The organism is Serratia nematodiphila DZ0503SBS1, assembly GCF_000738675.1.
GTDB classification, from domain to species: Bacteria; Pseudomonadota; Gammaproteobacteria; order Enterobacterales; family Enterobacteriaceae; genus Serratia; species Serratia nematodiphila.
In genome coordinates this window covers 3,007,744-3,028,066 of sequence record NZ_JPUX01000001.1, presented here as the reverse complement: position 1 = coordinate 3,028,066, position 20,323 = coordinate 3,007,744, and the positions used below count along the sequence as shown (strand labels likewise).

At 60.3% G+C, this 20,323-nt stretch carries 23 protein-coding genes and 1 pseudogene; 5 read left to right on the top strand and 19 right to left on the bottom strand.

All coding sequences use genetic code 11. The annotated features are described in order from the left end of the window. Positions 1-6: 6 nt before the first annotated feature. Entirely contained in the window at positions 7-411 is a 405-nt protein-coding gene (flgC, locus tag JL05_RS13955; protein ID WP_004934826.1) for a flagellar basal body rod protein FlgC, read from the bottom strand. Between the two features lie 5 nt (positions 412-416). Next, positions 417-830, bottom strand: a complete 414-nt coding sequence (gene flgB / locus JL05_RS13950) for a flagellar basal body rod protein FlgB (protein WP_033632744.1) — start codon at positions 828-830, stop codon at positions 417-419. 160 nt (positions 831-990) lie between these two features. Between flgB and flgA the strand changes: the two genes are divergently transcribed. The 5 genes from flgA to JL05_RS13925 all read left to right on the top strand — a co-directional run bounded on the left by flgA (position 991) and on the right by JL05_RS13925 (position 3,459). After that, a complete protein-coding gene (gene flgA / locus JL05_RS13945) occupies positions 991-1,644 on the top strand; it encodes a flagellar basal body P-ring formation chaperone FlgA (protein ID WP_033633637.1) in 654 nt (217 codons plus the stop codon). A gap of 129 nt (positions 1,645-1,773) precedes the next feature. Next, positions 1,774-2,085 carry a flagellar biosynthesis anti-sigma factor FlgM gene (gene flgM, locus JL05_RS13940; protein ID WP_004934832.1) on the top strand — a complete coding sequence of 104 codons (312 nt, stop codon included), beginning with the start codon at positions 1,774-1,776 and terminating at the stop codon, positions 2,083-2,085. Between the two features lie 39 nt (positions 2,086-2,124). Then, the gene (locus tag JL05_RS13935; RefSeq protein ID WP_004934835.1) at positions 2,125-2,559 is read left to right on the top strand and encodes a flagella synthesis protein FlgN; all 435 of its coding nucleotides are present in this window, start codon (positions 2,125-2,127) and stop codon (positions 2,557-2,559) included. A 229-nt stretch (positions 2,560-2,788) separates the two neighbouring features. Further along, complete coding sequence (locus tag JL05_RS13930; RefSeq protein WP_033632743.1) at positions 2,789-3,160, top strand: type II toxin-antitoxin system RelE/ParE family toxin; 372 nt, start codon at positions 2,789-2,791, stop codon at positions 3,158-3,160. After that, on the top strand, positions 3,157-3,459 hold the full coding sequence (locus JL05_RS13925) for a helix-turn-helix domain-containing protein (protein ID WP_033632742.1): 303 nt from the start codon (positions 3,157-3,159) through the stop codon (positions 3,457-3,459). The genes JL05_RS13930 and JL05_RS13925 overlap by 4 nt, the downstream gene beginning before the upstream one ends. A 2-nt stretch (positions 3,460-3,461) precedes the next feature. Here JL05_RS13925 and JL05_RS13920 read toward each other — a convergent pair whose 3' ends face one another. The 17 genes and pseudogenes from JL05_RS13920 to flhD form a co-directional block, all read right to left on the bottom strand. Then, on the bottom strand, positions 3,462-3,866 hold the full coding sequence (locus tag JL05_RS13920) for a flagellar protein FlhE (protein ID WP_033632741.1): 405 nt from the start codon (positions 3,864-3,866) through the stop codon (positions 3,462-3,464). Continuing rightward, complete coding sequence (gene flhA / locus JL05_RS13915; protein ID WP_033632740.1) at positions 3,866-5,944, bottom strand: flagellar biosynthesis protein FlhA; 2,079 nt, start codon at positions 5,942-5,944, stop codon at positions 3,866-3,868. The genes JL05_RS13920 and flhA overlap by 1 nt, the downstream gene beginning before the upstream one ends. Next, positions 5,937-7,088 carry a flagellar biosynthesis protein FlhB gene (gene flhB / locus JL05_RS13910; protein ID WP_021504091.1) on the bottom strand — a complete coding sequence of 384 codons (1,152 nt, stop codon included), beginning with the start codon at positions 7,086-7,088 and terminating at the stop codon, positions 5,937-5,939. Before flhB ends, flhA begins: the two co-directional genes overlap by 8 nt. A 129-nt stretch (positions 7,089-7,217) precedes the next feature. After that, positions 7,218-7,616: a type II toxin-antitoxin system tRNA(fMet)-specific endonuclease VapC gene (vapC, locus tag JL05_RS13905; RefSeq protein WP_019452963.1), complete on the bottom strand. Its 399-nt coding sequence runs from the start codon at positions 7,614-7,616 to the stop codon at positions 7,218-7,220. After that, a complete protein-coding gene (gene vapB, locus JL05_RS13900; RefSeq protein WP_004934853.1) occupies positions 7,616-7,849 on the bottom strand; it encodes a type II toxin-antitoxin system VapB family antitoxin in 234 nt (77 codons plus the stop codon). The genes vapC and vapB overlap by 1 nt, the downstream gene beginning before the upstream one ends. 125 nt (positions 7,850-7,974) lie before the next feature. Further along, positions 7,975-8,619, bottom strand: coding sequence for a protein phosphatase CheZ (cheZ, locus tag JL05_RS13895; protein WP_004934858.1), 645 nt, complete (start codon positions 8,617-8,619; stop codon positions 7,975-7,977). 10 nt (positions 8,620-8,629) lie between these two features. Beyond that, positions 8,630-9,019 carry a chemotaxis response regulator CheY gene (gene cheY, locus JL05_RS13890; protein ID WP_004934862.1) on the bottom strand — a complete coding sequence of 130 codons (390 nt, stop codon included), beginning with the start codon at positions 9,017-9,019 and terminating at the stop codon, positions 8,630-8,632. 102 nt (positions 9,020-9,121) lie between these two features. Next, positions 9,122-10,171: a protein-glutamate methylesterase/protein-glutamine glutaminase gene (locus JL05_RS13885; RefSeq protein WP_015378262.1), complete on the bottom strand. Its 1,050-nt coding sequence runs from the start codon at positions 10,169-10,171 to the stop codon at positions 9,122-9,124. Continuing rightward, entirely contained in the window at positions 10,171-11,043 is an 873-nt protein-coding gene (gene cheR, locus JL05_RS13880; protein WP_025159837.1) for a protein-glutamate O-methyltransferase CheR, read from the bottom strand. Before cheR ends, JL05_RS13885 begins: the two co-directional genes overlap by 1 nt. A 28-nt stretch (positions 11,044-11,071) precedes the next feature. Continuing rightward, a pseudogene (locus JL05_RS13875) lies at positions 11,072-12,696 on the bottom strand (methyl-accepting chemotaxis protein). 76 nt (positions 12,697-12,772) lie between these two features. Then, on the bottom strand, positions 12,773-14,443 hold the full coding sequence (gene tsr / locus JL05_RS13870) for a methyl-accepting chemotaxis protein (protein WP_033632739.1): 1,671 nt from the start codon (positions 14,441-14,443) through the stop codon (positions 12,773-12,775). Between the two features lie 193 nt (positions 14,444-14,636). Next, positions 14,637-15,137, bottom strand: a complete 501-nt coding sequence (cheW, locus tag JL05_RS13865; RefSeq protein WP_004934876.1) for a chemotaxis protein CheW — start codon at positions 15,135-15,137, stop codon at positions 14,637-14,639. Positions 15,138-15,169: 32 nt separating this feature from the next. Further along, a complete protein-coding gene (cheA, locus tag JL05_RS13860) occupies positions 15,170-17,173 on the bottom strand; it encodes a chemotaxis protein CheA (protein ID WP_033632738.1) in 2,004 nt (667 codons plus the stop codon). Beyond that, the gene (motB, locus tag JL05_RS13855) at positions 17,170-18,234 is read right to left on the bottom strand and encodes a flagellar motor protein MotB (protein WP_033632737.1); all 1,065 of its coding nucleotides are present in this window, start codon (positions 18,232-18,234) and stop codon (positions 17,170-17,172) included. Before motB ends, cheA begins: the two co-directional genes overlap by 4 nt. Further along, positions 18,231-19,121, bottom strand: a complete 891-nt coding sequence (gene motA, locus JL05_RS13850; protein ID WP_015378266.1) for a flagellar motor stator protein MotA — start codon at positions 19,119-19,121, stop codon at positions 18,231-18,233. The genes motB and motA overlap by 4 nt, the downstream gene beginning before the upstream one ends. Before the next feature lie 145 nt (positions 19,122-19,266). Beyond that, entirely contained in the window at positions 19,267-19,851 is a 585-nt protein-coding gene (gene flhC / locus JL05_RS13845) for a flagellar transcriptional regulator FlhC (protein WP_016927281.1), read from the bottom strand. Further along, positions 19,851-20,201 carry a flagellar transcriptional regulator FlhD gene (gene flhD / locus JL05_RS13840; RefSeq protein ID WP_004934891.1) on the bottom strand — a complete coding sequence of 117 codons (351 nt, stop codon included), beginning with the start codon at positions 20,199-20,201 and terminating at the stop codon, positions 19,851-19,853. Before flhD ends, flhC begins: the two co-directional genes overlap by 1 nt. Positions 20,202-20,323 lie beyond the last annotated feature (122 nt).

The window sequence follows — 20,323 nt, the reverse complement described above, 5'->3', positions numbered from 1 at the left end:
CTCCGGTTATTGACCCAGCGTCAGGGTCTTCATCATCATCGACTTGGTGGTGTTGAGCACCTCGACGTTGGCCTGGTAGCTGCGGGAAGCAGAGATGGTGTTGACCATTTCCCCCACCACGTCGACGTTCGGCATGCGCACATACCCCTTGGCGTCCGCCAGCGGGTTGCCCGGCTGATACACCAGGCGCTCGGGTGCCGGATCGTCCACCACCTGGGCGACGCGCACGCCACCGGTCGGTTGCCCCGGCGCCGCCGCGACCTGGAACACCACCTGCTTGGCGCGGTAAGGTTCGCCGTCCGGGCCGGTCACGCTGTCGGCGTTGGCCATGTTGCTGGCGCTGACGTTCATGCGCTGGGATTGCGCCGATAACGCCGAGCCGGAGATATCAAAAATATTCAGTAAAGACATGCGCCTTATCCTTGTTGCAGCACGGACATCATCCCTTTGATCTGACCGTTGAGCAGCGTCAGGTCGGTCTGATATTTCAGGCTGTTATCGGCAAAATTGGTGCGTTCGCGATCCATGTCCACCGTGTTACCGTCCATCGACGGCTGGTCCGGCACCCGGTACAACAGATCGAGCTGCGGCGGCTGCAGGGTCTGCGCCGGGATGTGGCGCGCCGCCGTCAGGTTGAGCGCCATGCCGTTGCCGCTGACGCGCCCCTGTTCCAGCACTTTGTTCAATTGGCTGGCGAAATCGATATCCCGCGCCTGATAACCCGGCGTGTCTGCGTTGGCGATGTTGGCGGCCAGAATTTCCTGCCGCTGGGCGCGCAAGTTCAGCGCCTCTTGGCCAAAGCGCAGAGCCGCGTCCAGTTTGTCGAGCATGCTCCCTCCGCGAGGTTAGAATTTGGAGTCGACAGCATAAACGCCCCCTGCGCCACCCTATCGCGGGAATAAACGCAAAATGGGGCGCTATTTATCTGCTTAGCCTGCGCGCGCTGCGGGTACACTTACGCGTATCCCGATGAAGCTTGAGAAGATGACGATGAAAGGTAAAATGCTGCTGCTTATCGGCCTGCTATGCAGTCTGAACGCGCGCGCCGACGATCTGGCGACGCAAATCGAAAGCTTCATCCAAGGCAAGTTCAGCGGCGAACCGGTACAGGTAAAAGTGCGGGTGCGCACGCCGCCGAACCAATGGCCCGCTTGCGAACTGCCGCAGCTGTCGCTGTCGCCCAACGCGCGGATCGGCGGCAACGTCAGCATTTCGGCGCGCTGTGGCCAGGAGAGGCGTTTTATCCAGACGCAGGTGCAGGTGTTCGGCCGCTATCTCGTTTCGGCGCGCGGCATCAGCGCCGGCAGCCGGTTGACGGCGGCGGATCTGGCGTTGAAAGAAGGCCGGCTCGATACCCTGCCGCCGCGCGCGCTGACCGAAGCGGGCAAAGCGCTAGGCGCCGTCAGCCTGCGCAACATCAGCCCCGGTCAGCCGCTGACCCTCGCCATGCTGCGCCGCGCCTGGATTATCAAGGCTGGGCAACCGGTGCAGGTCAACGCCCAGGGCGAAGGATTCAGCATCAGCGGTGCAGGTAAAGCGATGAACAACGCCGCCGCCGAAGACAGCGTGCGGGTACGCATGGCCTCCGGGCAGATCGTCAGCGGCGTGGTCGGGGACGACGGCGCGATCCGCATTACGTTATAAAAAAGTAAAGGTTCCGCCAACCTTGCCGATAAGACAAATCAAGCAGCATTTTATTGGCCACCAGGGCCGCAACACTTTCATTGCAGCGTCGTCGCCCGCGAGCGGTCACGGCGTAAACGGAGATGGACCATGAGTATCGATCGCACCCAGCGGTTACAGCCGGTTTCCACTGTGCAACCGCGTGAAACCCCGGCCGACAACCCGCTCCAACCGCGCAAGGCCGCCGTGGCCGAAACCGCCGTCAGCGGCACGCAGGTCAAACTGAGCGAGGCGCAGGCGCGCCTGATGCAGCCTGGCACCCAGGATATCGATATGGGTCGGGTCGAGGCCATCAAACAGGCGATCCGCAACGGTGAACTGAAGATGGACGCCGGCAAAATCGCCGATGCGCTGCTGCAAGACGCGCAGAGCGATGTTCAATGGATCGCCGGACGCGACTGACAGCGCGCGGCGAGTAGCGGTAAAGGATAAGTCATTACTATGGAAAAGCTGGCACAACTGCTGGATAAACTGTTGGAAACGCTGCAGGCGCTCAATGGCGTGCTGGAGGAAGAGCACGACTTGCTGTGCTCCGGCCAGTTGCCGGGCGTGGCCTTGCAGCGCGTCACCGATGCAAAAAGCCAACTGCTGGCGACGGTCGCTTATCTCGAACAACAACGCCTGGGGCAGGAAAAAACCTGCGGACAACGCGCCCCCTATGCCAGCCAAGCGCCCCTGGCCGATCGTTGGCAGCGCGTTCAATTGCTGAGCCAAACGCTGCGCGAAAAGAACCAGCACAACGGCCTGTTGCTCAATCAGCAGATCGACCATAACGCTCAGGCGCTGGCCATCCTCAGCAAAAACAACAAATCGCTGTATGGCCCGGACGGCCAGTCGCACGCCGGCAGCCTGCTCGGCAGAAAAATCGGCGTTTGACCTGACTCATTTGCCCGGTGAGCCTATCACCGGGCATGCGTTCACCGGCTTCTGCGCATCCCGTCGCATTTTCTCCCTATCACCTCCTGAATTCCCTTAACGTTATGCGCCAGGCTGCGCAGAACGGATATTTACCTGTTCCCTATCACTGCCTGTTTCGTCATCTTAGCTCGGTCGTTAAACATCTTGATCTGTACCCATTAAGGGTATATTTTCACACGGAGAGTGAATGACCGACATTTATCTCACAAAAGCCTTCCAGACATTTGCCGGCGATGAACGCATCAGTGATGCCACGATAGTGAAAGCGGCGCGAGAGATGCAAAATCAGCTGTATGACGCCAATCTCGGTGGTTGCGTTTACAAAAAACGCCTCGCCCGGATGGGGAGTGGGAAACGGCGCGGGTATCGGGTATTAATCGCAACGGCAAATGAAGGCAGGATTTTTTTCATGTATGGCTTTGCCAAAAACGAAAGAGACAACATCAATCAGGAGGAGTTAATTTCCTGGCGGCATTTGGCGGCGCTGTATCTGGATTATTCACCATTCAGACTGTATCAGCTGGTCAACTGCGGGGAATTAATAAGGTTACAACTATGAGCAAGATGCTGAAATCGATCCACCAGGAAGTTCAGGGCCTGCACCGCGCCGGTTTCGTCGACGACGTGACCATGCGCACTTTCGACATGCTGTGCCTGCGGCCGGTGAAGCAGTTCGGGCCGGCCGAGATCCGCGCGTTGCGCGAACGGGAAAACGTCAGTCAGCCGGTGTTTGCGCTGTATCTCAACGTCAGCAAAAAGGCGGTGCAGAAATGGGAGCGCGGCGAAGCGCAACCGAACTCCGCCGCGATGAAACTGCTGACGCTGGTGGAACGCAACGGCCTGCAAATTCTGGCCTGATGTTACTGATAATTGACGATCACCTGATTGCCAATCACCCGCAGCGGCGGATTCAGCCCGCCTTGCGACTGCACGTAATAGACAAAGCGCAATTCCGCATTGGCCGGCTCGCCCTGCAGACCGATGCTGCTGCCGCTGCCGCCGCCGAGCGGAATGCAGCGGTTTACCGTGCAAAGCTGGGCCTGCAGCCCCACTGGCTCCGGCCCCAGCAAACGGTAGCGCCAGCTGACGCTGGTGATGCGCGCATGGGCATCCGGCAGCGCGTTCGGCGGCCGCAAAGCGGCGGATTCATCGCGCATCCCGCCCTGTTCCAGCGTGACCCCCGCCCCTTCAGCCACCCAGGAGCCGGACACCGCGCCGGCGGCTAGCGGCGCCAGCAAACACAACAAGGACAGACAGCGTTTCATCAGGCGGCTCCAATGGTCGAGGTCATGCGAATCTGGCGATCGTCGTTGATCTCCAGGTTGGACAGCACCACGAGCTGCGGCAGGCTGCGACGCAGGAAGCGCGCCAGTAAAGGACGCAGCGCATGGTTAACCAACAGTACCGGCGGCGCGCTGAGCATCTCTTGCCGTTGCAGCGCCTGACGCGCCTGCTCCAGCAGACGGTCAGCCAGCCCCGGCTCCAGACCGCCGCCGCCCTGCAACGCCTGCAGCAACAGACGCTCCAACTGGGTATCCAGGCCGATAACCTGAATCTCGCCGTTGCCCGGGAACCACTGCTGCGTGATCGCCCTGCCCAGCGCCACTCGCACCACGGTGGTCAATTCATAAGGATCGCTCTGCGCCGGGGCATGTTCCGCCAGCGTTTCGACGATGGTGCGCATATCGCGAATGGACACGCGCTCGGCCAGCAGATTTTGCAGCACCTTGTGCAGCGTCGTCAGCGACACCACGCCCGGCACGAAGTCTTCGGTCAGCTTCGGCATCTCCTGCGACACGCGATCCAACAGCTGTTGGGTCTCCTGGCGGCCGAACAGCTCGCTGGCGAACTGGCCAATCAGGTGATTGAGGTGCGTCGCCACCACGGTGCTGGCTTCCACCACGGTAAAGCCCTGGATCTGCGCCTGTTCGCGCAAGGCGCTGTCGATCCATACCGCCTCGAGCCCAAAGGCCGGATCGACGGTTTTATCACCCGCCAGCTCGCCTATGGCATTGCCGGGGTTGATCGCCAGCCAGCGGCCCGGCTGCGCTTCACCGCTGCCGATCTCGACGCCTTTCATCAGGATACGGTAGCTGGCAGGCGGCAGTTCCAGGTTGTCGCGAATGTGCACCACCGGCGGCAGATAGCCCATGTCCTGGGCGAATTTCTTGCGGATACCGCGAATACGCCCAAGCAGTTCGCCGTTCTGCTGAAAATCGACCATCGGAATCAGCCGGTAGCCTACTTCCATCCCCAGCGGGTCTTCCAACTGCACGTCGGCCCAGCTGGCTTCGGCGGCCTGCGGATTCTCTGGCATCACCGGCGCCTCTACCGTCTTCGGCGCCTGTTGTTCACGGCCGCGCAGCCACCAGGCCAGGCCCAGCAGAGCCGCGGTAAACAGCAGGAACACCAGGTTCGGCATGCCCGGCACCAGGCCCAACAGCCCCAGCACCCCGGCGCTCAGCAGCATCACGCGCGGATTGTTGAACAGCTGGCCAACCATCTGCTCGCCGACGTCCTGATCGGTCGCGACGCGGGTGACGATGACGCCGGCGGCAGTGGAGATCACCAACGCCGGGATCTGCGCCACCAGGCCGTCACCGATGGTCAGCAGCGTATAGCTTTCCGCCGCCGCCCCCAGCTCCATGCCATGTTGCACCACGCCGACCAACAGGCCGCCGACTACGTTCAGCACCATGATCATCAGGCCGGCGATGGCGTCGCCGCGCACGAATTTACTGGCGCCGTCCATTGAGCCGTAAAAGTCGGCCTCCTGGGTCACTTCGGCGCGGCGTTTCTTCGCTTCGTCTTCACCGATCAGGCCGGCGTTCAGATCGGCGTCGATCGCCATCTGTTTACCCGGCATGCCGTCCAGCACGAAGCGCGCGCCCACTTCGGCGATACGCCCCGCCCCTTTGGTGATCACCATGAAGTTAATCAGCACCAGGATGATGAACACCACGATGCCAATGGCGAAGTTGCCCCCCACCAGGAAGTGGCCGAAGGCTTCCACCACGCGGCCGGCGGCGGCGGAGCCGGTGTGCCCTTCCAGCAAGATGATGCGCGTCGACGCGACGTTGAGCGACAAACGCAGCAATGTGGAGAACAGCAGGATGGTCGGGAAGGCGGCGAATTCGAGCGTGCGCTGGGTGAACATCGCCACCAGCAGCACCATGATCGACAGCGCGATGTTGAAGGTAAACAGCAGGTCGAGGATAAACGCCGGCAACGGCAACACCATCATCGACAGGATCAGCAGGATCAGCACCGGGCCGGCCAGCACCTGCCACTGCGTATCTTTAAAATTGCCCGGCAAACGAAGCAGGGAGGCCAAATTAGCCATCAGAGTCACTCTCTTTTGCAAAATCCAGTGCTTCCGGCACCGGTAAACGTTCAGGTTTTTTCGGGATCAGGCCGCCCTCACGCCGCCAGCGGCGCAGTTGGTACACCCAGGCCAGCACCTCGGCGACCGCGGCATACAGGGTGGCCGGAATATGCTGGCCGATCTCGCTGTGCCGATACAGCGCGCGCGCCAGCGGCGGCGCCTCCAGCATCGGGATGCGGTGTTCCGCGCCAAGTTCGCGAATGCGCAAGGCGATTTCGCCAGCCCCTTTGGCCAGCACTTTCGGCGCACTCATTTTTTTGTCGTTGTACTGCAACGCGACGGCGTAGTGCGTCGGGTTGGTGACGATCACGTCCGCCTTGGGCACGTCGGCCATCATGCGGCGCCGGGCGATCGCCCGCTGCTGCTGACGAATGCGTCCCTTGACGTGCGGGTCCCCTTCCTGGTCTTTGAACTCGTCGCGAATATCCTGCTTGGTCATCTTCAGCTTCTTGAAGTGACTCCACAGCTGATAAAACACGTCGAATGCCACCATCGGCGTCAGCCCCAGCACCACCAGAAAACCGCAGAACAGGATCATCTGCAGCGCGTTGCCCAGCGCATCGAGCGGCTGCTGGGTCATCAGATGCAGCATCGCCGCCCAGTTGTGCCACAAATAGAGGCCGGTCACCCAACCAACCAGCGTCGCTTTCAGGATCCCTTTCAGCAGCTCGGCCAGCACCTGGGTAGAAAAGATGCGCTTCAACCCGGATAGCGGGTTCAGCCGCTTCAAATCGAACTTGATCGACTTGCCGCTGAACAAAATGCCCCCCAGCAACATCGGCGCGGCGAGCGCCACCAGCACCAGCCCCGCCATGATCGGCAGCAGCGCCAGCACCGCCTGGCGCAGCAACATGCCCAATTGGCGCAGCATCTGTTTATCGTTGCTGACCATGCCGTGATCGAAGTTCAGACCTTGCGTGAGCATCGCCGCCAGCTGTTGCGCCATGTTGCTGCCGGACATCAGGATAATCGCCAGGCCCGAGAGCAGCATCAGTACCGAGGTCAGCTCGCGCGAGCGCGGGATCTGGCCGTCTTCACGCGCCTTCTCCAGCCTGTGGGGCGTGGGGGCCTCGCTTTTTTCCAGATCGCTGTCTTCAGCCACGAAACGCCGTTCCTGTGTCGGGAGGGTAAAGAATGGCGGTCAGCATGCCAAAAAAATGGCGATGTCATTGGGGGAACAACGGGGAAAAAGGCGGGTTATTTAGGGGATGAGGCAATCAAGGGGGAGACGTTACAGCCAATTTTCCAGCCGTAAGCCATCAACGCGCTCAAATTCGCGTCGGTTATTGGTCACCAGAATCAATCCTTCGCTGCGCGCATGCCCGGCGATATGCAGATCGTTTACGCCAATAGGCGTTCCCTGACGTTCCAGCGCAGCCCGAATGTTGCCGTAGTGCGAAGCCGCTTTGGCGCCGTAATCGAGAATGTCCAATCGGGAGACAAAATCCTCAACCACTCTGGCGTTAACCGCCGGACGCGAGCTTTTCTCCACTCCGTGAACCAATTCGCCATAGGTGACCGACGAAATGACCATTTTGCCCGCATAGCGATTGAACGCCTCCAGCACTTCCAGCGGCCGGCGCTTGATGACATAGATAACAATGTTGGTGTCCAGCATATGGCTGAACATCAAAGTTCTTCCCGCTCGCGCTGGTGTTGCCCGGCACGTTCATTGAGGAAGTCATCGCTCACCTCATTTTCCGCGCAGAAGAAACTGTCCCAGGTATTCTCCACCGGCGCAAGAATGCGCTCTTTGCCCACTACGCGGACGGTCACTTTAGAAACGGTATCGGGGAAACGCACCTCTGCAGGCAAACGCACGGCCTGCGTCCGATTATTGGTAAAGACAGAACCTAACGTCATGGCGACCTCCTTTAACTGGAGTACAAATTATAATCGCCACAGTGTATATAGCAACGCTATATACTCCAATCTTTGCGCGACGCTGCGCAACTTTCGGGGCGCGCCGTCGCGCGCCCCGAAAGTCCTCAGAAACCGAGGCTGTCGAGCAGATCGTCGACCTGCGCCTGATTGGCGATCACGCCGACGCCGTTCTGGTCAAGCTGCGGGCCGTTCAGCAGGCTGTCGTTCGGCCGTTTTTCCTTCACCGGCTGCTCCGGCATGTTTTCCATCAGCACCATCAGCAGCTGCTTTTCGATCTCCTGCACCACGTCCATCATGCGCTTGATCACCTGACCGGTCAGATCCTGGAAGTCCTGCGCCATCATGATCTCCAGCAGCTGGGCGTTGGTGAAGGCCGTATGGCCCGGCACCTGATCCAGATACTGGCGCGTGTCGTTGACCAGAGAACGCGCGTCGTCAAGTTCGATGGGATTGGCGAACCACTCGTCCCAGCGCCCTTTCAACGCGTTGGCGCCGGATTCCAGCTCCGCCTGGCGCGGTTGCGCCGCCTCCACGCAGTTCAACGCCCGTTCCGCCGCCTGCGCCGTCATGGTTACGACATAGTCAAGACGGTCGCGCGCATCCGGGATCGCCTCTGCCGCCTGGGCGATCGCCTGATCGAGCCCCAGTTCGCGCATGCTGTCGCGCAGCATTCGGGTCAGTTGGCCGATGCGGGAGATGATCTCTCCCGCGGTCGCTGCATCGCTGGCAGGCATTGGAATGTCTCTCATCGCCCTCTCCTTACATGCCCAATTTTTCAAAAATCTTGTTGAGCTTTTCTTCCAGCGTCGCCGCCGTAAATGGTTTCACTACATAACCGCTGGCGCCGGCCTGCGCCGCCGCGATGATATTTTCTTTCTTGGCTTCCGCGGTCACCATCAGTACCGGCATCGCGGCCAGCGCGCTGTCGGCGCGGATGGTTTGCAACAGCTCAAGCCCGTCCATGTTCGGCATGTTCCAGTCGGACACCACGAAGTCGAAACCGCCGGCGCGCAGCTTGTTCAGCGCATCCGCACCGTCTTCAGCTTCTTCGACGTTGTTGAAGCCCAGCTCTTTGAGCAAATTTCTGACGATGCGACGCATGGTGGAGAAGTCGTCCACAACCAGAAATCTGAGGTTCTTGTCTGCCATTGTTACTCCTGAAATAGTTAACCGTTTAATGATGCAACACCGCAGGCCGCCGCACGGCGAACCTGGGTCATATCGCCGCCGGGAAGACCCTGCGGACTGAAATCAAATGCGCAATGCCTGGCCGCCGGCGATCTGCGCCAGCATTCGCTGGCTCATTCTGTCCAGCTCGACCACTTCGCTGACGCCGCCGCTGGCGATCGCCTCGCGCGGCATGCCGAACACCACGCAGCTCGCCTCGTTCTGCGCCAGGGTATAAGCCCCGGCGCGGTGCATCTCCAGCATCCCCGCCGCCCCGTCGTTGCCCATGCCGGTGAGGATCACCCCCACCGCATTGCGGCCGGCGTATTGCGCCACCGAGCGGAACAGCACATCGACCGATGGGCGATGGCGGTTGACCGCCGGGCCGTCATGCAGCTTCACCTGATAGTTGGCGCCGCTGCGCGTCAGCTCCAGATGGCGGTCCCCCGGGGCGATGTAAGCGTGGCCCGGCAGCACGCGCTCGCCGTCCTCCGCTTCTTTCACCGTGATCTGGCACAGCTTGTTCAGCCGTTCGGCGAACGAACGGGTGAAACCCGGCGGCATGTGCTGGGTGATCAACAGCGCCGGACTGGTGGCCGGCAGCGGCTGCAGCACCTGGCGGATCGCTTCGGTGCCGCCGGTGGAGGCGCCGATGGCGATCAGTTTTTCACTGCTCAGCAGCGGCGCATGGCTGAGGATCGCCGGCGCCGGGCTGCTGGAGCGCTGAGGCAGGCGCGCTCTGGCCGCGGTGCGGATCTTCTCGGCAATCAGCTCGCTGTAGGCCAACATGCCCTCGCGAATGCCGAGTTGCGGTTTGGTGACGAAATCCACCGCGCCCAGTTCCAGCGCGCGCAGCGTGATTTCCGAGCCTTTGCCGGTCAACGAAGAGACCATCACCACCGGCATCGGCCGCAGGCGCATCAGCTTCTCGAGGAAATCTAGCCCGTCCATGCGCGGCATCTCGACGTCCAGCGTCAGCACCTGAGGATTAAATTTTTTGATCAGATCGCGCGCCACCAGCGGATCCGGCGCGGTCGCCACCATTTCCATGTCGGCATGGCCGTTCACGATTTCCGTCATCAGCTGGCGCATCAGTGCCGAATCGTCTACGCATAACACTCTGATTTTACTCATTACCTCTCCTTGGTCAGCCCATACACGGTCTGCCCACGCAAGTAGAAATCCCGGCTGATCTGGCTGAAATTCTCGGAGTGGCCGGCGAACATCAGCCCCCCCGGCTTAAGCAAGGGAACGAAGCGGCGCAGGATGCGCTCCTGCGTCGCCTTATCGAAATAGATCATGACGTTGCGGCAAAAAATGGCGTCGAATTGCCCCGGCAGCGCCCACTCCGGCGCCAGCAGATTCAGCGGCTGAAAGTTCACTCGCGCCGCCAACTCCGGCCGCACGCGCACCAGCCCCTGATGCGGACCGGTGCCGCGCAGAAAATAGCGCTGCATTTGGGTCGGCGTCAGGGTGCGCAGATCTTCCTGGCGGTAAACGCCCGCCTCCGCTTTTTCCAGCACCTGCGTATCGATGTCGCTGGCCCAGACCTGGCAACTGCCGGCCCGCTGCCCCAGGGCATCGCTCAGCGTGATGGCGATCGAATACGGCTCTTCGCCGGTCGAGGCCGCGGTGCTCCAGACGCTGTAACCGTTCGGCCGCGAGCGCGCATGCTCCGCCAGGATCGGGAAGTGATGCGCCTCGCGGAAAAATGCCGTCAGGTTGGTGGTCAATGCGTTGATGAACGCCTGCCATTCCGCGCTGTTCGGATCGCTTTCCAGCAGCGCCAGGTAATCGCCGAAATCGTGCAATCCCAACAGCCGCAACCGGCGCACCAGGCGGTTGTAAACCATCTCGCGCTTATGCTCCGCCAGCACGATGCCGGCGCGTTGATAAATCAACTGGCTGATACGGCGAAAATGCACGTCCGACAGCGGCAGGCGCTGCACCATTTGCGTCAACATCGACGCAGTATCCCGGTTAGAAGTTGACGGCGCCTGTTTCATGCCGCCTCACCGGAGTAAAACGTGCTGCTTATGCGGTTTGACAATCTTGGGCTTCCTTTACCACGGGTGAAACTGCGTTGTTGCTGTTACCTGGCGCGACGAAGTTATCGTCCGCCAGACGGAATACCGCGACCGCGTCGGCCAGGGTAATGGCCTGCTCTTCCAGCGCGGTGGCGGCAGAAGCGGACTCTTCCACCAGCGCGGCGTTCTGCTGGGTAACCTGATCCATCTGGGTCACCGCCTGCGTCACCTGCTCGATGCCGCGGCTCTGTTCATCCGAAGCCGACGCGATCTCGCCCATGATGTCGGTGACGCGCGTCACCGAACGCACGATGTCCTGCATGGTGGCGCCGGAATTTTCCACCAGCACCGAGCCGTGTTTGACGCGGCTGACCGATTCGTCGATCAGCACCTTGATCTCTTTCGCCGCCTGCGCGCTGCGGCTCGCCAGGTTGCGCACTTCGCCGGCGACCACGGCGAAACCGCGCCCCTGTTCACCGGCGCGCGCCGCTTCCACCGCCGCATTGAGCGCCAGAATGTTGGTCTGGAAGGCGATGCCGTCGATCACGCTGGTGATGGCGCCGATTTTCTGCGAGCTGTTGGCGATATCGTGCATGGTGGTGACCACGTCCCCGGCCAGTTCGCCGCCCTTGGCCGCGGTGGCCGAAGCGTCGCGCGCCAGCTGAGAGGCCTGCCGCGCATTGTCGGCGTTCTGTTTCACCGTCGCGGTCAGCTGTTCCATGCTGGCGGCGGTTTCTTCCAGCGAAGCGGCCTGCTGCTCGGTACGGGAAGAGAGATCGTTATTGCCTTCGGCGATCTCCTGCAGGCCGATCAGAATCGACTCCGCACCGTCGCGCACCGCGCCGACGGTACCGATCAGTGACTGCTGCGTGCGTTGCAGGCTGGCGAACAACATGCTGATTTCATTGCGGCCATACACCTGAATCGGCGTCGCCAAATCGCCGGCGGCGATGCGTTCAAAGTGGCTGCGGATTTGGTTCAGCGGCTGTACCAACATGGTGCGCAACCACCACATGGCGCTGCCGGTCACCACGATCAGCATCAAGACCGCCCCGCCAGCATCAGGCCCGCCAGCGTGAAGGAGAATTGGTTGGCGTCTCGAGCCTCGCTGATGTCACCGTTGACCAACTGCAGGTACTGCACGAAGTCAGCCTCAAACAGGTCCTGGGTTTTCTGCGTCGGCTGATCCATAAACGCCTGCAGCTCGCCCTTTTCCAGGAAACCGATCAGCTCACGCAGCGCGCCGCGCAGCCGCTCGTAGCTGGCCTTGGTGGTGGCCGTCTGCTGGTTCTGCTGTTCACTGCTGCGTTCAACCGCCATAAACTGATTGAAATAGAGATCGGCCTTCTGCAGCGAACTGCGGGCGCTGCTCATCAATTCGTTCACCTGCTCCTGCGGCAGTTTCAGCGCCGCGCGGGTGCCGGCGCGGTTCAGCGTATTGCGCGCCTGCAACAGCGACACCCAGCTCAGGCTGAGCGAATCGCGCTGCTGGCTGCCGAGGGTGATGATGTCGAGGTTGTGGTTATCGGAGCGAAACGCGGAATACGACAGGCCGCTGCTGGCCAACTGCAGAACGCAGAAGGTCATCAACAACAGGAACAAGCTGGTAGAGATACGGATTCGGTTAAACACTGTGAACCTCCTTGCAGCCGGCCGGCGACCGGCCTACGTAGGGAAAAGGGCCTCTGCGAGAGAGGCCCGATACCGGTCAGAACGTTTCCCAGTTATCCTGCAGATCGCTGGCGTTCATTTTCTTATGATTGATTACCGGTGTTACCGTCGCCTTGCTGGTGACAGGCGCTTTAAACTCTTCCTGGCCTTCCGACCTCAGGCGGAATACCGCTACCGACTGGGTCAGCATGCTGGCCTGTTCTTCCAGCGCCGCCGCCGCCGAGGCGGATTCTTCCACCAACGAGGCGTTCTGCTGGGTCACGCGGTCCATTTCCGCTACCGCCTGGCCAACCTGATCGATACCGCGGCTCTGCTCGTCGGAAGCCGAGGCGATTTCGCCCATGATGTCGGTCACGCGGGTGACGGCGTTGACGATGTCACCCATGGTTTCCCCGGCGCTTTCCACCAGCACGGAGCCCATATCGACGCGGCTGACCGAGTCTTCGATCAGGCCTTTGATCTCTTTCGCCGCCTGCGCGCTGCGCTGCGCCAGGTTGCGCACTTCACCGGCCACCACCGCGAAGCCGCGACCCTGTTCGCCGGCGCGCGCCGCTTCCACTGCGGCGTTCAACGCCAGGATGTTGGTCTGGAAGGCGATACCGTCGATCACGCCGGTAATATCGGCGATCTTCTGCGAGCTGCCGGCGATGTCGTGCATGGTCTGCACCACGTTGGCCACCACCTTGCCGCCTTTCTGCGCGGTTTCGGAAGCGCTCAGCGCCAGCTGTGAAGCCTGACGGGCGTTTTCGGCGTTCTGTTTCACCGTCGCGGTCAATTGCTCCATGCTGGCGGCGGTCTCTTCCAGCGAAGCGGCCTGCTGCTCGGTGCGGGAGGAGAGATCGTTGTTGCCCGCGGCGATTTCAGACGCGCCGCTGTAGATGGCGTCCGCACCCTGGCGCACGCCGCTGACGGTTTCGATCAGTTCGCTTTGCATGTGTTTCAGGCTGGCCGCCAGCACGCCCATTTCGTTGCGGCTGTTGACGACGATCTGCTGAGTCAGGTCGCCGGCGGCGATCTGTTTGATGTGGTCGATCATGCGGTTCAGCGGGCGCACCAGGATGTGATGGATACCGGTCCAGACCAGTACGATCACCGCCAGCACCACCACCAGCACCACGATCAGCGTCCAAATGGCCGAGTTGTAGGAGCTGTTGCTGCCGTCAACCGCGATTTGGTACAGCTTGCCGTTTTGCTCCAGATAACCGTTGTAGCTCTGCTCAAAGTTGTCCTGGTAACTCTGCGTAGGCTGATCGAAGAAGGCGTTGATTTTGCCTTCGCCCAGCAGTTGGATCAGCTCGGAGAGCGCGCCGTACAGCACATCGTACTGCTGCTTGAGGCGTTCCGCCGACTGAGGATCCTGGCGCGGGTCCTGAGGAATTTTCTCGTACGCGGCGTAGTGTCTTTCCGCTTCACCCAGCTCTTCCTTCGCCTTGGCCAGCAGTTCATCAATGGTGGCGCCGCTGCCGATCTTGTTGGTATCCATCATGTAGCGGATACCGGCGCGGTTCAGGGAGTTGCGCGCCTGCAGCAGGTCAACGCGGCTTTCACTCAGCTGCAGCTGCTGCTGGCGGATCGTTTGCAGGACGGTAAAGTTTTCCTTATCGCTTTTCAGCGAGGAGAAAAAAAGTCCGCCCGAAATCAACTGCAAGGCGCCAAACAGCACCAACACCAGCAACAGGCTGGTGACCACCTTCATACGATTTAACATGATTTCCCTTGTTGAAGCCCGCGCAGACAGGCTCTGATGACGTTGAATGTGAGAGTTATCGGCGCCGTGCGGCAAAACTTTATGCGGGAAAGTAACTATTTTTAGTGGGGGTTCCGAGCGCGGCTGAGGCCATCGCGACAGATCAGGGAAAATGAAGATTAAAGGGGCGGCGCCCCGCCCCTTGAGTCTGAAATCAGACGCTTTTCGCCACGCTGTCGACCAGCGACATCTCTTCGCTGCTCAGCAGCTTTTCGATATCCACCAGGATCAGCATGCGCTCGCCCAGCGAACCGAGGCCGGTGAGATATTCGGTCGCCAGGGTCACCGCGAACTCCGGCGCCGGACGGATCTGATCGGCGGTGAGCGACAGCACGTCGGAGACGCCGTCAACCACGATGCCCACCACGCGCTGGCCAAAGTTCAACACGATCACCACGGTGTTTTCATCGTAGGAAACACTTTGCTGCGAAAATTTCACCCGCAGATCGATGATAGGAACAATCACGCCGCGCAGGTTGGTGACGCCCTTGATGAACGCCGGGGTGTTGGCGATGCGGGTCACCTGATCGTAGCCGCGAATTTCCTGCACCTTGAGGATGTCGATGCCGTACTCCTCGTTGCCCAGGGTAAAAATCAGAAACTCTTGCCCTACCGTTTCGCCAGCCAATTTGCTGACGGCTGCCAATCCTGCCATATCATTCACCTTTTAAATCAATAAACTCATTATTATGCGGCGGCGTCCGTCAGACGCTTTTCACGGTTCAAGGTTTGCAACGCCGAGACATCGACGATCAAGGCCACGCTGCCGTCGCCCAGAATGGTCGCGGCGGAGATGCCCGGCACTTTGCGGTAGTTGCTTTCCAGATTCTTCACCACCACCTGATGCTGGCCAATCAGCTGATCTACCAGCAACGCATAGCGGCGGCCGGCGCTTTGCAGGATCACCACGATGCCCTGCGTGGCGTCGGTTTTGGCGCCGTCCACTTCGAATACCCGATACAGCTCCACCAGCGGCAGGTATTCGCCGCGCACCTGCAGCACACGCTCGCCGCCGGCCAACGGATGCAAATCCTCCGCCTGCGGCTGCAGCGACTCCATCACCGCGTTCAGCGGCAGAATAAAGACTTCGTCGTTTACCTTGACCGACATGCCGTCGAGGATCGCCAGCGTCAACGGCAGCAGAATGCGGATGGTGGTGCCTTTACCGGCCTGCGAACGGATCTCGACGTGGCCCCCCATCTCCTGAATATTCCGTTTCACCACGTCCATGCCGACGCCGCGGCCGGAAACGTCGGTCACCTGCTCGGCGGTGGAGAAGCCCGGCGCAAAGATCAGCATGCCGACCTCTTCGTCGCTCATGCTGTCGCTGACCGCCAGCCCTTGCGAAGCCGCCTTGGCGAGAATTTTTTCGCGGTTGAGCCCGGCGCCGTCGTCGATGACTTCAATACAAATGTTGCCGCCCTGGTGTTCGGCCGACAGCACCAGATTGCCCACCGCCGACTTGCCGGCGGCGATACGGGTAGCCGGCTCTTCGATACCGTGATCGAGGCTGTTGCGCACCAGGTGCGTCAACGGATCGATAATGCGTTCGATCAGGCTCTTGTCCAGTTCGGTCGAGCTGCCCTGCAGCGTCAGCTCCACCTGTTTATTCAGCTTGCCGGCCAGATCGCGCACCAGCCGCGGGTAGCGGCTGAAGACGTACTCCATCGGCATCATGCGGATCGACATCACCGATTCCTGCAGATCGCGCGCGTTACGCTCCAGCTGGCTCATGCTGTTCAGCAGATCGCCGTGGTTCACCGGATCGAGCGTGCCGGAGCGTTGCGCCAGCATCGATTGGGTGATCACCAGCTCGCCCACCAGGTTAATCAGCTGATCCACCTTTTCCACCGCCACGCGGATGCTGGTGGATTCGCTCGCCTTGGCGCGCGCTTTTGGCGCTTCGGCCGGTTTCGCGGCAGGCGGCGCGGCGTTCGCGACCGGCGCAGGCTCCGGTAAGGCGGCCACTTCCGGTAAGCCCGCTTCTGCGATGGCCGGTTCGCTCTGGGTCGGCGTCGAGAAGCTGATTTGTTCCGGTTCCAGCACGAAGCACAACACGGCGCTGATGTCGTCTTCACTGGCGGAGGTGAGCAACGTCACGTCCAGACTGTGTTCCGTCTGATGCGGATCTTTAACCTCGCCGAGGTTGCCCAGCTCTTCCAACATCAAGGGGATTTCACTGGCTTTCAGCCCGTTCAGGCTGATGCGCATGCCGCCCTCGATCGCCGCCGGCGCGGCCGATGGCTTAACGACAGGCTGTTGAACGGCCGGTTGAGCCGCAGGCGCCTCTTGCTGCTGTTGCGCTTCCAACGCCAGCTGGCGCAGCGCCTGACAAATGTATTCAAAGCTTTCAGCGTCAGGCTGTTGCGAGGTTTTATAGGCGTCCAGTTGCTCCTGCATAATGTCTTTGGTTTCCAGAAACAGGTTGATAATCTCGGTGCTCAGGCTCATTTCCTGGCGTCTTGCACCGTCCAGCAGGTTCTCCAGCAGGTGGGTGGTTTCCTGCAGCACCGAAAAACCAAAGGTCGCCGCGCCGCCCTTGATCGAATGCGCCGCGCGGAAGATGGCGTTCAACGGCTCGATATCGGGGGCCAGCGGATCCAGCTCCAGCAGGTGTTGCTCCATGTCGGCCAGCAACTCGTCTGCCTCATCAAAGAAGGTCTGATAAAAATCGCTAATGTCCATGCTCACGGGGTCACCTCTGGCTGTGAGTCGCGGTTAGTCGGTGCGGGTGCGGACGCCGGTGGTTCCGGCGCCTGATCGGCCGGTGCTATCGCCGGGGATGCCTGCGGTGGAGCGCCTGGCGTTGGCGCCACCGGTTCCGGGGCCGTCGCCGAGGGTTCCGGCGTTTGGCTGGCCGGTGCGGTCGCCGACGGCGCCAGCTGCTTCAGGCTGTCCGGCTGGGCGATATCCATCGCGTTGCTTTCGGCATTTTCGTGCTCGATGCCCTCTTGCGTTTGCTTGTTCAGCACCAGCACGGTGATGCGACGGTTAATCGCGTCATCGGCGCCATGCTGTTTCAGGCTCATGGTGGCCGCCATGCCCACCACCCGCAGCACCTTGCCTTCCGCCAGGCCGCCGGCGATCAGCTCGCGCCGGGAGGCGTTGGCGCGATCGGCCGACAGTTCCCAGTTGCTGTAGCCACGCTCGCCGGTGGCGTAAGGGATATCATCGGTGTGGCCGGACAGGCTGATTTTGTTCGGCAGGTCGTTAAGGATCGGCGCTATCGCCCGCAGAATATCGCGCATGTAGCTCTCGACCTGCGCGCTGCCGGTTTTGAACATCGGCCGGTTCTGGCTATCGATAATCTGAATGCGCAACCCCTCGTCCATCATGTTGATCAGCAGATGCGGGCGCAGCGCCTTCAGGCGCGGATCGGACTCAATCAACTCATCCAGCTTTTCGCGCAGCTTGTTCAGGCGCAGCTCTTCGGCGCGCGAGTCCGGCGAATCGACCTGTTTTTTCACCAGGCCGTGCTGCTGCGTAGGATCGTCGCCGCCGCCAGGAATGGGGCTGCTCTCGGAACTGCTCTTGTCGCCGCTGGTCAGGGCAACCTTGAGCGGCGTACGGAAATATTCGGCGATTTGCGTCAGCTCCTGCGGGCTGGCGATCGCCAGCAGCCACATCACCAGGAAGAACGCCATCATCGCCGTCATAAAGTCGGCATAAGCGATCTTCCAGGAGCCGCCGTGATGGGCGGCATGATGCGACTTGCGCTTTCTGACCAGAACGACCGGATGATTCTGTTTCATGCTTCTTCTTCTTCCGTCGCCTGCTGCGCCGGCGCTTTCACGCGGCGCACGTGTTCTTCCAGCTCAACGAAAGAAGGACGTTCGGTGGTATACAGCGTTTTGCGGCCAAACTCGACTGCGATCTGCGGCGCGTAACCGTTCAGGCTCGACAACAGCGTGACCTTGATGCACTGCATCATCTTGACGTTTTCGGCGCTCTTCTGGCGCAGCAACGTCGCCAGCGGCGAGATGAAGCCGTAGGCCAACAAAATGCCGAGGAAAGTACCGACCATGGCGTTCGCGATCAGCGCGCCCAGTTCAGCGGCCGGACGGTCAGCCGAAGCCAGGGCGTGCACCACCCCCATCACCGCCGCGACGATGCCGAACGCCGGCAAGGAGTCGCCCACCATCGCCAGACTGCCGGCGGGCACTTCGCTTTCCTGCTCGTAGGTTTCGATCTCTTCGTCCATCAGCGCTTCGATCTCGAACGCATTCATATTGCCGCTCACCATCAGCCGTAAATAGTCGGTAATGAACTCCACCAGAGTGTTATCGGCAAGGATGCGCGGATAATTAGAGAAAATTTCACTTTCTTGCGGATTATCGATATCGAACTCGAGCGACAGCATGCCCTGCTGGCGCGATTTGGCCAGCAGACGGAACAGCAACGCCATCAGATCCATATACAGATCTTTGTTGTATTTGGAACGGCGCATCAGCCGCGGCAGCGCGCGCAGCGTGGCTTTGATCGCTTTGCCGTTGTTGCCGACGATGAAGGCGCCGACGCCCGCCCCGCCGATAATCAGAAATTCCGCCGGCTGATACAACGCCCCGAGATGACCGCCCACGATCAGGTAGCCGCCAAACACCGCACCCAATACCACGAGATAACCCAAAATAACTAGCACACGCATTCCTTAAATTAACAATGTGGATGGAAGGTGGGGCAAACGCGCCCTGGCGCGACAGACCAGGCTGCATGTCTGGGGGCGGCATGCCGCCCCTGCGTATCACACGTCGGTATTCATTGCCGAGAGCCGGCAACGTGGCGGCTCAGATGGCGCGTTTGACCTGCTCGTCCAGCAGTTGAGGAATAATATCGGCCAGTTGCGGCGAAAGTTTACGTCTTTTTACGGCGCGGGATGGGGGTTGGCATAAACTGCAGATGAAACCATTCAGCGGCTGGTGCGCGTGGGTGATAAATGCGCCGCCGCAGCAGCTGCAGGCGGAAAGCTGCAACATGCCGCTATCGACGAAGCGCACCAGCGTCCAGGCGCGGGTCAGCGCCAGCAACGGCGCCTCGCCGGCCTGCTGCGGACACTGCTCGAGATAGAGGCGATAGGCTTTGATCACCGCCTCCACGCCGCTGCACTGCCCGCTTTTCATCAAAAACAGGTAAGCGTTGTAAAACATCGACGAGTGAATATTTTGTTCCCAGGTCATAAACCAGTCGGTTGAGAACGGTAACATTCCTTTTGGCGGCGGGCTGCCGCGTAACTCCTTGTAAAGTTTAATCAAGCGCCCGCGGCTGAGCTGGGTTTCACTCTCCAGCATCTGCAATCGGGCTCCCAGCGAAATCAGCTCCATGGCGAGCTGAATGTCCTTGGCTTCTTGAACGATACTTTTCTCAACCATCATCAGGCTCTTTTCTTCGTCGGGCTAGCGTCTTTACTCGATAGCTCTTGCAGTAAATGGCTTGATAGCAAAATGCCGGTATGGATTTGTTGCAGATCGTCGACGCGCGACTCTTTGGTCAGGCGTTCGATGGTCTGGCTTTCGTTAAAGCGGAAGTGGCAAACCAGCTGGTTGGTCTCGGCCAGTTTAACCATTTGCGGCAAAGTCAGCTGCGCCAGCGCATCGGCCATGGTTTCATCAATACCCAGGCGAAACATTGCGGACGCTTTTTCATCGTTGATCAAACGCTGTGCTAAAAGTAAATATGACAGATTGATGTCATAAATATGCTTAAGTAATTCAGACGTACCCATATTCCCCATCCCGACAGACTATGTTTAAAAACATACGCTGGGTGATAAATTTTATCGCCCGTGACTTGGGTTGTTTCCCAAAGTTGGCAAATTAATCTCTCAAAAACGACTGCTATAATTTT

Excerpts from the sequence above, each read along its gene's own strand:
- flgC (WP_004934826.1), bottom strand. The coding sequence starts at position 411 with ATGTCTTTACTGAATATTTTTGATATCTCCGGCTCGGCGTTATCGGCG.
- flgB (WP_033632744.1), bottom strand. The coding sequence starts at position 830 with ATGCTCGACAAACTGGACGCGGCTCTGCGCTTTGGCCAAGAGGCGCTG.
- flgA (WP_033633637.1), top strand. The coding sequence starts at position 991 with ATGAAAGGTAAAATGCTGCTGCTTATCGGCCTGCTATGCAGTCTGAAC.
- flgM (WP_004934832.1), top strand. The coding sequence starts at position 1,774 with ATGAGTATCGATCGCACCCAGCGGTTACAGCCGGTTTCCACTGTGCAA.
- JL05_RS13935 (WP_004934835.1), top strand. The coding sequence starts at position 2,125 with ATGGAAAAGCTGGCACAACTGCTGGATAAACTGTTGGAAACGCTGCAG.
- JL05_RS13930 (WP_033632743.1), top strand. The coding sequence starts at position 2,789 with ATGACCGACATTTATCTCACAAAAGCCTTCCAGACATTTGCCGGCGAT.
- JL05_RS13925 (WP_033632742.1), top strand. The coding sequence starts at position 3,157 with ATGAGCAAGATGCTGAAATCGATCCACCAGGAAGTTCAGGGCCTGCAC.
- JL05_RS13920 (WP_033632741.1), bottom strand. The coding sequence starts at position 3,866 with ATGAAACGCTGTCTGTCCTTGTTGTGTTTGCTGGCGCCGCTAGCCGCC.
- flhA (WP_033632740.1), bottom strand. The coding sequence starts at position 5,944 with ATGGCTAATTTGGCCTCCCTGCTTCGTTTGCCGGGCAATTTTAAAGAT.
- vapC (WP_019452963.1), bottom strand. The coding sequence starts at position 7,616 with ATGTTCAGCCATATGCTGGACACCAACATTGTTATCTATGTCATCAAG.
- vapB (WP_004934853.1), bottom strand. The coding sequence starts at position 7,849 with ATGACGTTAGGTTCTGTCTTTACCAATAATCGGACGCAGGCCGTGCGT.
- cheZ (WP_004934858.1), bottom strand. The coding sequence starts at position 8,619 with ATGAGAGACATTCCAATGCCTGCCAGCGATGCAGCGACCGCGGGAGAG.
- cheY (WP_004934862.1), bottom strand. The coding sequence starts at position 9,019 with ATGGCAGACAAGAACCTCAGATTTCTGGTTGTGGACGACTTCTCCACC.
- JL05_RS13885 (WP_015378262.1), bottom strand. The coding sequence starts at position 10,171 with ATGAGTAAAATCAGAGTGTTATGCGTAGACGATTCGGCACTGATGCGC.
- cheR (WP_025159837.1), bottom strand. The coding sequence starts at position 11,043 with ATGAAACAGGCGCCGTCAACTTCTAACCGGGATACTGCGTCGATGTTG.
- tsr (WP_033632739.1), bottom strand. The coding sequence starts at position 14,443 with ATGTTAAATCGTATGAAGGTGGTCACCAGCCTGTTGCTGGTGTTGGTG.
- cheW (WP_004934876.1), bottom strand. The coding sequence starts at position 15,137 with ATGGCAGGATTGGCAGCCGTCAGCAAATTGGCTGGCGAAACGGTAGGG.
- motB (WP_033632737.1), bottom strand. The coding sequence starts at position 18,234 with ATGAAACAGAATCATCCGGTCGTTCTGGTCAGAAAGCGCAAGTCGCAT.
- flhC (WP_016927281.1), bottom strand. The coding sequence starts at position 19,851 with ATGATGGTTGAGAAAAGTATCGTTCAAGAAGCCAAGGACATTCAGCTC.
- flhD (WP_004934891.1), bottom strand. The coding sequence starts at position 20,201 with ATGGGTACGTCTGAATTACTTAAGCATATTTATGACATCAATCTGTCA.